The following is a 12,728-nucleotide window of genomic DNA, read 5'->3' as shown; positions in this document are numbered from 1 at the left end:
CCCTAATTGTCCCTGAAGCCGATGACCCGCTTCACCATGGCGCGCAGCCCGGCATCCAGGCGAGTTATCGGCAGTTTCTCGATGATGTATTCCGCATAGGCATAGGGGGCGGCGCCGAACCGGGCCTTGAACAGGGCCAGCGATGAGGACGTGCCGCTTTCCCCCATATGGTAGTAGCGGCAGCCGGCATTGGCAGCGTGCTCGATGGCGAGTTTCTGAATCAGGTCATTGGCGCCCGTGGAGCCGACGAGAGCGCGATCCATGGCGCCGCGTGCGTCGTTGACGTTGTGCTGTTGCAGTACGAAAATCGCAGCAGCCGGTCTGCCATCGACCCAGGCGGCCCAGATGCGGCAGTCCTCGCCAAGCTTGTCGATAATGGTCTGGAACTTCTCGATCGGATCACGCATGCCCCCGCGCAGCCGCGTCAGAAGGCGCGGCTCATTCTGCTTGGCCGCCCAGCGATCGAAGGAGCGTTGCAGCAATTCATAAAAGACCGGCAGCAAGGCTCCGGCACTGTCGCTTTGCGTGACGACACCGAGCTTTTCGGCCTTGCGCACCGCATTGCGTGTATTGCCGCTGAACCGCTTGGTCCATACATGCTCAAAGCCTCCCTCCAGATCGAGCACATGGGCCAGGCGGGGAACGGCGAGAACCGTATTGGGCTTTGCCGCCGCCCAGAGTTCGCCATCACGCGGATTGGGCCGGATCTTGATCCGCTGATAGGGCAGATCCCGCAGATCGGCAAAGATGGCGCTGAGCTCCTCGACATGAGGCGCGGCCGAGCCGATCAGACCGCCAATGCCCCAGGCGGGCGGCAACGAAGACGCCGTGTTGAGAACGGACGCCAGGCCGCTGCGCGCCACCAGCGGCATCACATAGTGACGGCCGTCCCCAAAATCATAGAAGCGGCTGACATCCCGATACCCTCCCATTGCGCAGATGCTGTCGAGCCAGGCGGGAGACTGATAGGGCATGGCTTCGGGGTCGGCATGCATGAGACGCAACCACATTTCGCGTGGCGCCGGACTCAGAACGCTTGCTCGCTGGTCACCCAAAGGACGCTCCCCCAACTCGCCTGAATGCCATTGGCCCATGATGGGCGTCGCTGACATCTCGTTACGCAAGTCTTCGCCCGTGCTGCAGCCGCGATCAAATACTACATCCAGGCCAGGGCATCATCAACGTAGTATGGTCGAAAAGCCATCGACAATACTTGATCTAAATCAGAATAAGCAGCACTTGAAACGCCACAAAGAGCAGAGCATGCTTGTTCGGCGGCCTAAATTCATAATGACGGCGCAAATTTTGCTTTGATTTATAAGTCAATCCTGCGCTGAATAACGATGACTTCTACATCCGCTGCGCGTGGGGCTGCGGCACATCTGGGAAAGTTAGCCGTGCGGATTGCTTCAGGTTTTTCCATCAAGTCGCACCGACCGGCCAGCAGGGGCCTCGGATGCCTGGGTCGATCTCTGCTGGCCACCGTGATGCTGCCCTTGATCGACGCGGGCGCCGGAGCAGCAGAGGGTCCCATCGGGGCGGCCGGCGACTGGATCCCCATCTTCAGTGAAAACTTCAACGAGCCGACCCTGTCCGATACACGCTGGACCACATGCTATTGGTGGGACGACGATGGCTGCACCAATCTGGGCAATAACGAGCTGCAGTGGTATGTTCCGCAAAATGTGACGGTCGAGAACGGGCATCTGGTGCTGACGGCGCGGCCGGGCGAAGTCACCGGCTTCAAGGGCCGCAGGTTTCCCTACACATCCGGCATGGTGACCTCGGGGCGCATGTATGAGGAACGCGCGCTCCGCGACCGCTTCAGCTTCACCTATGGCTTTGTCGAGGTACGAGCCAGGCCACCTGTCGGTCAGGGGCTTTGGGCCGCTATCTGGATGCTTCCCTCCGATCATACCTCCCGGCCCGAAATCGACATCATGGAGGTTCTCGGCCATCGGCCCGACGTGCTGGAAATGCACTACCATTTCGGCGACGAGGACAGTGCCGGCAGTGAGGCCGAGATAGAGGGCCTTTCCGGGCAATGGCAGACCTATGGGGTGGATTGGGGCCCGGAAGCGATCATCTGGTATCTCAACGGCATCGAGCAGTGGCGTTACGAGGACGCCGCGAGCATTTCCGATGTGCCGATGTATCTGCTGCTCAACCTTGCCGTGGGGGGAGACTGGCCAGGCGCGCCCGACTCCACCACCAAGTTTCCCGCGCGCTTCCTGATCGACTCCGTCAGCGTCTGGCAGCGCGGCCGGCAATGACCGCCAATTCCTCCGACCTGCCGTTTCGACCCTCCCGGATGCGGCGCCGGAGCGGTCTGACCATGCTGTCATTTCCCTCGCCGCTGGTGCGCAATGGCTATGCGCTGATCGCCAGCGCGGCGGTCACTTCCGCGCTCGGCATCGTTTTCTGGGTCATTGCCGCGCGGGTCTATAGCGAAGAACAGGTCGGCATAGGCGGCGTGCTGATCTCGGTGCTGCTGACGCTGAGCAGCATAGCCCAGCTCAATTTCGCCAATTCACTGAACCGGTTCGTTCCGGCCGCCGGCACGCGAGCCGGCAATCTCATCCTGTTCGCCTATGGCGCCGCCGCCGCGGCCTCGATCGTCGTGGCGCTCGGATTCCTGGTGGCGATCGACCTGCTGGTGCCGGAACTGCATTTCCTCACCAATAGTCCGCTGCTTGCGGCGTGCTTTATCGTTGCTGTGGCGGTCTGGACCATCTTTGCGCTGCAGGACAGCGCGTTGGCCGGATTGCGGCGCTCGATCTGGGTGACCATCGAGAATTCGCTCTATGCCGTGGTCAAGATCATCCTGCTGATAGTATTTGCCGGCATCTCGGTGGCCGGCCTCAGCATTTTTGCGGCCTGGACCGTACCGCTGCTGTTGTTTGTTGGTCTGGTCAATTACCTGATCTTCTGGAAATTCCTACCCGAGCACGGGCAGGCAGCTGGCAATATCGACCTCAGCATGCGGACCATGGTCCGGTTTTTCGGTTGGGATTACCTGGGCGGGTTGATGACGACCGTGGCCATGGGGGTGGCCCCGGTCCTGGTGCTCTCCCATCTCGGGCCCGAGGCCAATGCCAGCTATCACCTATGCTGGCTGATCATCTATTCGCTCTACCTGATCGGGCGATCGATGGGCATTTCACTCCTGGCGGAGAGCACGGTCGATCTCCGGCGCCTGCCGACGCTGGCCGCCGACGCCTTCATCCATACCATGCTGCCGCTGGGTGGCTCGGCCATCGCCATCGCCATTGCCGCGCCGCTGCTGCTGCAGGCTTTCGGTCCCAGCTATGCCAGGGATGGGGCGGGATTGCTGCAGGTGCTGGCCCTTTCCACCATACCTTGGGGCCTGGTGACCATTTTTCTGGCCATTGCCCGCGCCTATGGCTGGATGCGGACCATCGCCGTCGTGCAATTGGCGACGATGATCCTGGTATTGGGATTGGGGAGCCTGTTGTTGCAGCCCCTGGGCGTGCTGGGCATGGGCCTGGCCTGGTTGGCCGCGCATAGCTTGGTATTGACAGCGATTGCCGCCGTTCTGATCAAGCGAAACGGGCTCGAGGGCGTGCTGGGATGGTCCCTGGCAGCAGCTTCTTCTCTGGCGCGTATCCTGACCGGTTTTGCCGGATCGAGAACGGCGGCGCCACTGGACCCGGCGCTGGCGCCAGATCTTGCCATTGCGTTGCGGGCAACCGGTCAGTCGGATGCTGCCCATTGGCGGGTGGCCGGGCGCATTCCTTCGCAAAGCGGGATGACGGTGCTGGCGCTGCTCGATACGACCGCGAGCGATAAACCCAATCCGGTGGCCATCCTCAAGGTGGCCAAGGGGCCTGAGCAAACCGCCTCGCTGAAGCGAAGCCTGGTTCGATCGACGGCAATCGCGGACGATCCGGGATTGGCCATGCTGCCTTTCGTCATTCCCAAGGTATTGGCGACGCACCGGACCGAAGCGGCCCTGCTGGTCATCGAACAGGCCATTGCCGGAATTGACGGGCGCCAGGTGCTGCGCAACGACAAGCAGCGCCCGATGGCGCTGGCCGCCGCGGCGGGCGCCATTGCTGCGCTGCACAACGCCACGGCAACGCCCCGGCAGATCGACACGGCCTGGCTCGATCGCTGGATCGCCCGTCCGCTTGGGCGGCTGCGGGCCAGTCCGACACTATTGCTGGCCCGACCGGCACGGGACCGGGCCCTGCACGTCCTGGCGCAGGAGCAGCAGGCATTCTGGCTTGGCACGCGACAGCAGGTGGGCATGTGCCATGGCGATTACAGCCCTGGCAACCTGCTGTTCTCCCCGCCGCAGCCGAACAAGGCCACGACGGTCGCGGGTCTGGTGGATTGGGATCGTGCTTGCAATGACGCTCCGGCGGGGTTGGATCAATGTCATCTGGCGCTGACCTGCCGGATGCTGGTCCATGACGCAGAACTGGGCGCGGTGGTGCGCGAGCTGCTGGCCAATCCACGCCTGGACGAGGACGAGCAGAGCTGGATTGGGGCCGGGCAGGATTGTGGCTGGAGCATGGATGCCGCCGCTATCCGCGCGATGGTCGTCCTGGCTTGGCTGAACCACGTGGCGGCCAACCTGGACAAGTCCGGCCATTATGCCGGCAGCCGGCTCTGGCTGGCCTATAATATCGACTGGGTGCTGCGGGCCTTCGCGGAGGAGTAGGTGACGGCAAACACAGGCGTTGAAATCAGCAGCGCGAGCATGGGCGTGCAAGCGCGCCTGCTCGATTTCGCCTGCCTCATTGGAGCCTTCGTACTCTGGATTTATGGTCTTAACGACATCGACGTCGCGGCGATGACCGATCTCGGCTTGGCCTCGATATTGCCCGCGACGCTGTGGGCCGCCGGCAGCCTCGCCATACTGGGCTTTGCCCTCAGCCTGAGACCCGCCACGCTGGGCGGGCCCTTGCCATTCATGCATCTGGCCATGCTGATCCTGGTGCTGCATGCAACGCCCGCCATAGCCTATGAGACGTTGCGCTATTCCTGGGCATGGAAGCATCTGGGCATTGTCGATTTCATCCAGCGCCATGGCGCGGTCGATCCCGATGCAGCGTTTCTCTCGGCCTACCACAATTGGCCGGGCTTCTTCGCCCTCAGCGCCATGGCTGCAAACCTGTTCAAGCTCAATTCGGTGGCCCTGGCCGAAATCGTCCGTTTCTTTCCGGTTGTGCTCAACCTGGTCCTTATCGCGCTGCTGCCGCTGGTCTATCGCCGGCTGACTATGGACCGCCGCCTGATCTGGACCGCAACCGCCATCTTCGTCGTCGGCAATTGGGTCGGCCAGGATTACTTCTCCCCACAGGGCACGGTCTACGCTTGCTATCTCGGCATGCTGGCCCTGTGCCTGGGGCCCTTGTCCATGCCGTTTCATCCAGCCGGCACCGGCCTGCTTGGCCGGTTCCGGACCTGGGTGCCGCGCGGCGAGCCGGCGTCAATGCCAACAGGCAAATGGACCCGCCTGCTTGCATCGTTAGGCGTCCTGCTGCTCATTCTGGCTATCGTCGTCACCCACCAATTGATGCCATTGCTGGTTATCCTGGCACTCGCCGCGCTGGCCGTGCTGGGTCGGCTCAGCTTCGGCTTTCTGCTCTTTGCGATAGCGGCCGAAACCCTGTGGCTCTTCTATTTTGCCGACGTCTATGTCTCGGCCGTCTTTCGTGATCTGGTCGCCGATTTCGGCCAGCTCAATTCCGAGATCGTCGGCAAGATGGTCGATTTTTCCGTTGCCAGTCCGGGCCAGCGCCTGGTCTCGCTGGCGTCACGCGGCCTGACCGGCGCCATCGGGGTTCTGGCCATATCCGGCGGCCTGAGGCGCCTATGGCATGGTCATCGGGACGCAACGGCTATCGCGCTGACACTGGTGCCGTTCCTGCTGCTGATCGCGACCAGCTATGGCGGGGAGATCGTGTTCCGCCTCTATTACTATTCCCTGCCGTTTCTGGCCTTCTTTGCCGGCGCGCTGTTCTTCCCGATTGCCAGCAGCCGGACCGGCCTGCCAGCCCTGTTGTTGGCCGGCCTGCTCATGCTGCTGGCTACCGGCTTTATCCTCGCCAACAACGGCAAGGACCGGCAGTATCATTTCACGCCTCAGGAAGTCGCGGCAGCGAGCTGGCTGTATGAGGCCGCGCCCGATGGTGCCCTGATTATCGAAGGCGCGCGCAATTACCCGTCCCAGTTCATGAATTACGAACGCTTTACCTTTGTGCCACTGGCAGAGGAGGAGCCGGAGGACGTTGCGGCATTGCTCGCGGACCCAGCCGCCGTGCTCGGCCGCTGGCTGCAGCAATGGCCCACAAGCGGCTTCATCATCCTGACCCACAGCCAGAAGGCCTATCTCGACGATGTGGGCGTCATGCCGGTCGGTACTCTCGATACCATCAAGGTTTCGCTATTGTCATCGGCCAGGTTCAGGCTGGTCTACGCCAATGACGACTCCAGCATTTTCACGCTCAATCCGGCATTGACGGAGCCCGGCAATCGTTAGCCTGGCCAATCGTTCCTGAAGCCATTCGATCCGCTTCGAGGGATACGCGATGCGTTGTTATGCCGATCGAGTCGGTGAGGCGGCACCCTGCCTGTTCCTAGGCATTAACACCGGAAACAGCCGGCGCTGGACGGCGACTTCTGAATGGCAGAAATGGGGAGCGTTGCTGACTGACGCTTAGGGGCGTAGAGCGGAGTGGCCAGCATTAACGGGCGGAGATGAAAGGCGGGCCAGTTGCCGTCGCCCGGGGCGGGGTGGAAGCTTGCACCACGACCAGCGCATCCGGGTGTCACTCTTGCGACGAAGCCGCCGCCGTCGCCATTAGCTGGTCCAGCCTAGGACAATCTTGCCGTCAAAGGCAGCTTTTGGGATTTCGAAGGTTGGATGCCGATGACAGAAATCGGGTGGGTAGCAGGCAGACCGCTTTCGAGCAGGATTGGAAGATTGCGGGCGTTTTCGCCTGATAACGCTAGGGCCGGATCTACCGGCGTATACATTTGCCTTTGAAGCGCCTGCGGCCACAACGGCCGCAGGCGAGAATTTATCACATGCAATCAGCGATGTATTCGTACTGATCGGCCAGTTCCGGCTGGTCCGCGGTGATCGCCACGATCTCGGTCATCGTGACCGCCTCGACGGTCTCGCCGGCAATCAGCTTGGCGGCCACTTCCATCGCCACTTCGCCTTCGAGCTTGGGGTTCTGGGCGATCAGCGCCTGGATTTCTCCATTCTTGAGGGCAGCGACTTCGGCGCTGGCGGCATCATAGGCAACCATCTTGACCTGACCAACGGCACCGGCCTGACGGAGGCCGGTAATCGCGCCGATCGCGCCCTGGTCATTGGTGCTGAATATCCCCGCCAAATCCGGGTGGGCGGAAAGCGACGAGGTGACGATTTCAGCGGCCCGTTGCGGGTCGTTGGACTGATATTGCGCACCCAGATAGGTGATGTTGGGGTATTTCTCGGCTAGGGCCTTTTCGAAACCGGCGGCACGCGCGTCCTGGGCGAGCGACCCCGGAGGCTGGGTGATGACCAGGACTTTCCCGGTCTCGCCGATCAGTGCCGCCAACTGATCGGCGGCCAGCGCACCGCCTGCTTCATTGTCGGTCAGGATCTGGGTTTGCAGGAAGCTCGTATCGGCCAGTGTCTGGTCGACCGTGATGACCTTGGCGCCGCGATCGGAGAGCTCGCGCATGGGCGGCAACAGGGCCTGCATGTCCGTCGGCACGATGGCGGCGACTTGCGGTCCCGCCGCCGTAACGGCATTGACCACCGGAATCTGCGCATCTGCGGCGAATTGATCCGCCGCCGAGACCGTCAGGGACAAGCCCAGTTCTTCGGCCTTGGCCTGCGCGCCGCATTGCATGGCCTGATAGAAGGGGCTGCCGCTGGAGCCCAGCACCAGTGCTACCGTGCCTTTGTCTTGCGCCGTCACGCCGAGCGCGGAACTAGCCAGCAAGGCGGAGGCCAGAGCGGCGGTTTTGATGATCGTGTTCATGATGGTTCCCTTTATTCCCCTGTTCGTTCCCTTCGGCAGTGCCAGGCACTAGCCGCGTTTGCGGAGCCGTCGCTTGAGTTGGTCGATCCAGACGGCAAGGATCAGCACGGCACCCATGGCGACAGTCTGCCAGAATGGCGGAATGCCCAGGATGACGAACCCGTTGAGAAGGATGATCGGAATGAAGACTCCGACCACGGTGCCAAAGACCGTGCCCGCACCACCAAATAGGCTCGTGCCGCCCAACACGACTGCGGATATGGTGGCGAGATTGTCCATGGCGTGGCCGTTGATCGTGGTGGTGGAAAAGCGCGCATTGGCCATGACCGCGGCAATGCCGGCCATCAGGCCGGAAATCGCATAGACCTGGATCAGCCGTGCTGTGGTGGGAATGCCCGAGCGCCGGCTGGCTTCGGCGTTCGAGCCGACCGCAAAGACATGAAGTCCGAAGCGCGTCAGATGCAGCACTATGCCGGCAACGATCACCGTGACGACGGCAATGACGACCAGCATTGGGATGCCCAGGACCCGCCCCGAACCGATCTGCGTCACCAGTAGTTCCGGCATGGCGCGAACATCGACGCCGCCCGACAGAATCTGCGCGCCACCCAGAGCCATGCCCATGGTGCCGAGCGTGACGATCAGCGGCTGGATGCGGGTGACCGCGATGAGAAAGCCGTTGAGCACGCCCCAGGCGGCGCCGGTCAGCAGGGCCGCCGCGGTCCCTATGGCGATGACATCCCAGCCGGCGGCAGTCGTGCCATAGGTGGTCCCATCGGCGCCGGAAAGCACCAGCATCAGCTTGGCCGAGACGACGGAAGCGAAGACCAGTACCGAACCGACGGAAAGATCGATGCCGGATGTGATGATCGCATAGGTCTGCCCGGTTGCCAGAACGAGCAGGATGGCGGCATTGATCGCCAGTTGCTGGACATTGTAAGCCGAGCCGAACTGCTGTGGTCGCAGGATCAGGAAGACGGCGATGAGCGCGATGAGAAGAAAGAATATCCAGCCGCCCGTGACCAGCCGCAGCATGCGCTCTTCTGTCGTTTCAACCGGCACTATGGCCGTTTCGTTGCTCATGGGCTGGACTCCCTGGCCTGTCCGCTGGTCATGGCGCGAACGAGGTCATCGACACTGGATTGACTGGATTTGAGGTCGGCTACGGTCTGGCCGAGCCGCAGCACCTGGATGCGATCGGCCACCTCAAGTACCTGCGGCATGTTGTGGCTGATGAGCACGACCGAAGTACCGGCATCGCGTACGCGCTGGCAGAGTTCGAGCACCCGCTGCGTCTGGACGACACCGAGCGCGGCCGTCGGCTCGTCGAGAATGACGAGCTTGCGCGCCCACATGGCGGCCCGCGCGATGGCGACGGACTGGCGCTGCCCTCCGGAAAGCGAAGCGATTGACACCCGCTGCGACTTCAATTGCACGCCGAGCCGGGCGAATTGCTGCACCGCCTGCGCCTGCATCGCCTTGCGATCGACAAAGCCCAATCGTCCGAGCAGGCCTGGCCGGATGAGTTCTCGGCCGAGAAAGAGGTTTTCGGCCGGCGTCAGGTCCGGCGCCAGCGCCAGATCCTGGTAGACCGTGGCGATGCCATGCATCTGCGCATCGAGCGGCGACATCAGTCGCACCTCTTCGCCCTCGACCTTGATCGTTCCGCCATCGGGCCGGTCGGCGCCGGACAAGATCTTGACCAGGGTGGACTTGCCCGCCCCATTGTCACCGATCAACGCCACGATCTCGCCGGGATAGACCTTGAAGTCCGCTCCCCTCAGCGCCTGCACGTGGCCGAAGGTGCGACTTATGCCGGCAGCTTCGAGCAGGGGCTGGCTCATGCCTCCAGACCCAGGCCGATATTGTTGGAGAAGGCAAAGAACTCGTTATAGCGGGCCGCGACCAGGTTGGACCAATGGTTGAAGGCATCCATGGTCTGCGGGAAGGTCCAGATTTCGACTTCCTGGAAATCGTGCTGGCCACGAATGTGGAACCGCCCCTGGGTGGCGCCACCCGCGGCCTCGGCCTGTTCGCGAATGGCGCTCCAGTTTTGCTGCAGGGCAGTCTGTTCGGGCTCGCTCAGCAGATACCAATGCGGACGCGGACGGGAATAATGGATCCAGATGGAATTGCTCATGTCAGTGCCTCGGCGCGATGAGTTCGGCGAGCGGCGTCAGCCGGCCCACGATGTGTCGGGAAGTGGTGAACTTGAAATCGGCGACGTCTTCATGGCCGCGAATGGCGGAGTCGGCGACGTCGGGATGGCCAATTTCCCAGGCACCGAGATGGTGCCAGTGATGCGACCAGTCCATGCGATGGCGGCCGGCAATATTGACCTTGTGCGCGAGGTCTCCCTTGAAGGCGATGTCGCATTCAAAGTCGTATTCGGTACGCTCGGCCGGCGTGGCCTCACACCACTGATCGTTCCATTCCCAGAGCGCGAGGAACACCCAACCATGATTGGTGATGGCGCCTTCGCCCATGACGGGGGCGAATTCCTTGACGCCCATCAGCCATTCGGTGCGGAAAAGACGTGCCCAGCCGGCGCGTTCGAGCCGCACGGTGCCCGTGATGGCCGCCTCGAGGTTCGGCGCCTCGAAGACACCGGCAATGTCATGCTCATGGGTAAAGCCGGTATCGAGGCCAACGGGGCTATTGCCGGCTGTAGGATCGAAAACCTTGCGCAGGGCCAGCGTCCAGCCTTCGGCGGCGAGTTCGGCCAAGACGGCAAGGATCGCCTGACGATGGGTTTCGGTATAGATGCCGGGCAGTTCGTCCTGGCGATAGCCGACGAACATGACCGAGGCCTCAGGACTGCCGTTGTCGGCAGCGGACGAAAAGACGTCCGTGTCTCCGGTAAGGCTCGTCATTACCGCACCTTTTCCATGGCGGTCATCAGCGCTTCGACGCGGGCCGGATCGACCGGGTTCCACCAGCGCGACTCGACCTTGAGCCACTGTCCAATAATGGCGCCGTCGGCGACCTCCATCAGTGCTGGCACCTGTTCGGGCGAGAGACCCGAGCCGACGATGACCGGAAGATTGGTGCCGGCGCGAACCTCGTTGACCTCGGCCGGCTGCGTCGGAGAACCCGTGCGCGTGCCCGTGGCGATCAACACGTCGGCGTCGAACCATTCGGCATCTGTGGCCTGTTCGGAAATGGAGCGGTCGGCGGTGATGGCATGAGCGCCAAACTTGACATGCACGTCGGCGAAGATGGAGACATCCTTAGCCCCGATCTGCGCCCGGTAGCGCATAGCTTCGGCCGCAGGGCCATTGAGCAGGCCTTCATTGGCGATATAAGCATTGACCCACTGGTTGACGCGGACCCATTTGGCGCCGACGGCCTTGGCAACCGCCAGGCCGGGAATCGCACCATTGGCGACGCAGGTGATGCCGATCGGTGCATTCACCGCCCCCCTGACCTCTTGGCAGACCGCCGTCAGCGCTGCCACGGTCTCGAAGCCGATATGCTCGGGCCGCGAGAAGGGCATGTCGCTAGCATTTTCGATCATGATGCCGTCGATGCCGCCATCTGCAAGCGTGCGTGCATCAGTGATGGCGGCCGCGATGATCGAGGACATCGCCTCGCCTTCATAACGCGGCGCACCCGGCAGAGCCCTTAGATGGACGACACCGATGATCGGCTTGGGCTTGTTGAAATGAGCCGCAAGCGCATTGGGCTTGGTGGGCATTACGATGGGGGCAGTCATGCGACCTCTTCTGTTCTGATAGAAAAATTCTGGATGTCTCGCGGCGTGGGGTAACCGGTCTGCGCGCCGATGTGGCCGCAGGAGAAGGTGGCGGCGTTGACAGCTCGACCCAGCGCCGTTTCGAGCGACAGGCCAGCGGCGCGACCCGCGAGGAACCAGCCGGCGAGGCAATCACCGGCTCCGGTCGTATCGACGATCTGCAGGCCTTCCGGTGGTCGAGCAGCGATCGCGGCGCCGGGCGAGTGATACTCGGCGCCAAGCGGCCCGCGGCTACGGATGATGGCCCTTACGCCCAGCGCCAAAAGCTGCGTCAGAGCATCAGCACCGATGGCGTCTGCGGCTCGGTCATTGACAAAAACTAGCTCCGCGCCGGCCAAGACATCGACCAATTCGCCGATGCCGTTGCGGAATGTCGCCGGCTCGAGATCGATCGACCAAGTCATGCCCTCCGCGCGGGCGTGCGCCACCAGGGCATGCGCCGCAGGGCCGAAACAAGCAGTATGGAGATGGTCGAGCCCGGCTAGGTTGAGCGCCTCGATCACCCGTTCGCCGGGAAAAATAGACACGCCGGGATACAGCAGCAGGCGCTTTTCGCCGTGCGGCTCGAGGATGGTCACAACTCGGCACAATCCACCGGCAATCCGATGGGGACGGAAATCCAGCCCCGCATAATCGAGTTGATCGCCGATCGCTTCGGAAGCCGGATCGTCACCCACCTGAACGGCAAGCACCGCCTGCCCACCCGCCTTGGCAAAGGCAACCGCAGTATTGGTCACGACCCCGCCGACACCTTCGGACGCAGCGGAGCAATGAACCTTCTCATCCGGCGCCGGAACGTGCGACGCTGACAGGCTTAGGTCGAGACTAATATCGCCGACAAACAGGCAGGCTTTCATGCGGACCCCTCCCATGAATGAACATTTGGTACAATGTCATTACATTTAACGTCAACACCTTCTTTCAAATGAGATGCAAGAAATTCTCTGTTGCACAAAATCTGCTCG

The 12,728-nt window shown here is 62.4% G+C and carries 11 protein-coding genes; 3 read left to right on the top strand and 8 right to left on the bottom strand.

Going from position 1 to position 12,728, the window contains the following annotated elements; genetic code table 11:
- Positions 1–2: 2 nt before the first annotated feature.
- Positions 3–1,010 (bottom strand): GNAT family N-acetyltransferase, encoded by a 1,008-nt coding sequence (locus QQL79_RS12930; protein WP_284391433.1) that lies wholly within the window; start codon positions 1,008–1,010, stop codon positions 3–5.
- A 387-nt stretch (positions 1,011–1,397) separates the two neighbouring features.
- Between QQL79_RS12930 and QQL79_RS12925 the strand changes: the two genes are divergently transcribed.
- The 3 genes from QQL79_RS12925 to QQL79_RS12915 all read left to right on the top strand — a co-directional run bounded on the left by QQL79_RS12925 (position 1,398) and on the right by QQL79_RS12915 (position 6,511).
- Positions 1,398–2,273 carry a glycoside hydrolase family 16 protein gene (locus QQL79_RS12925; protein WP_284391430.1) on the top strand — a complete coding sequence of 292 codons (876 nt, stop codon included), beginning with the start codon at positions 1,398–1,400 and terminating at the stop codon, positions 2,271–2,273.
- Between the two features lie 62 nt (positions 2,274–2,335).
- Positions 2,336–4,687, top strand: a complete 2,352-nt coding sequence (locus QQL79_RS12920; protein ID WP_284391426.1) for a phosphotransferase — start codon at positions 2,336–2,338, stop codon at positions 4,685–4,687.
- On the top strand, positions 4,688–6,511 hold the full coding sequence (locus QQL79_RS12915) for a hypothetical protein (RefSeq protein WP_284391425.1): 1,824 nt from the start codon (positions 4,688–4,690) through the stop codon (positions 6,509–6,511).
- A 544-nt stretch (positions 6,512–7,055) separates the two neighbouring features.
- Here the strand turns inward: QQL79_RS12915 and QQL79_RS12910 are convergent.
- From QQL79_RS12910 to QQL79_RS12880, 7 genes are read right to left on the bottom strand one after another with little or no spacing between them, the layout of a single operon-like run.
- A complete protein-coding gene (locus QQL79_RS12910; protein ID WP_284391423.1) occupies positions 7,056–8,009 on the bottom strand; it encodes an ABC transporter substrate-binding protein in 954 nt (317 codons plus the stop codon).
- A 48-nt stretch (positions 8,010–8,057) separates the two neighbouring features.
- On the bottom strand, positions 8,058–9,092 hold the full coding sequence (locus tag QQL79_RS12905) for an ABC transporter permease (protein ID WP_284391420.1): 1,035 nt from the start codon (positions 9,090–9,092) through the stop codon (positions 8,058–8,060).
- Positions 9,089–9,853 (bottom strand): ATP-binding cassette domain-containing protein, encoded by a 765-nt coding sequence (locus QQL79_RS12900; RefSeq protein WP_284391417.1) that lies wholly within the window; start codon positions 9,851–9,853, stop codon positions 9,089–9,091. Before QQL79_RS12900 ends, QQL79_RS12905 begins: the two co-directional genes overlap by 4 nt.
- The gene (locus QQL79_RS12895) at positions 9,850–10,149 is read right to left on the bottom strand and encodes a hypothetical protein (protein ID WP_284391414.1); all 300 of its coding nucleotides are present in this window, start codon (positions 10,147–10,149) and stop codon (positions 9,850–9,852) included. Before QQL79_RS12895 ends, QQL79_RS12900 begins: the two co-directional genes overlap by 4 nt.
- A 1-nt stretch (position 10,150) precedes the next feature.
- Positions 10,151–10,882: a hypothetical protein gene (locus QQL79_RS12890; protein ID WP_284391412.1), complete on the bottom strand. Its 732-nt coding sequence runs from the start codon at positions 10,880–10,882 to the stop codon at positions 10,151–10,153.
- The gene (locus QQL79_RS12885; protein ID WP_284391409.1) at positions 10,882–11,724 is read right to left on the bottom strand and encodes a BtpA/SgcQ family protein; all 843 of its coding nucleotides are present in this window, start codon (positions 11,722–11,724) and stop codon (positions 10,882–10,884) included. The genes QQL79_RS12890 and QQL79_RS12885 overlap by 1 nt, the downstream gene beginning before the upstream one ends.
- Positions 11,721–12,620, bottom strand: coding sequence for a carbohydrate kinase family protein (locus QQL79_RS12880; RefSeq protein ID WP_284391407.1), 900 nt, complete (start codon positions 12,618–12,620; stop codon positions 11,721–11,723). The genes QQL79_RS12885 and QQL79_RS12880 overlap by 4 nt, the downstream gene beginning before the upstream one ends.
- Between the last annotated feature and the right edge of the window lie 108 nt (positions 12,621–12,728).

The sequence above is a fragment of the Devosia yakushimensis genome, from assembly GCF_030159855.1.
Taxonomy (GTDB): Bacteria; Pseudomonadota; Alphaproteobacteria; order Rhizobiales; family Devosiaceae; genus Devosia; species Devosia yakushimensis.
This window is presented reverse-complemented; position numbering and strand designations above follow the sequence as displayed.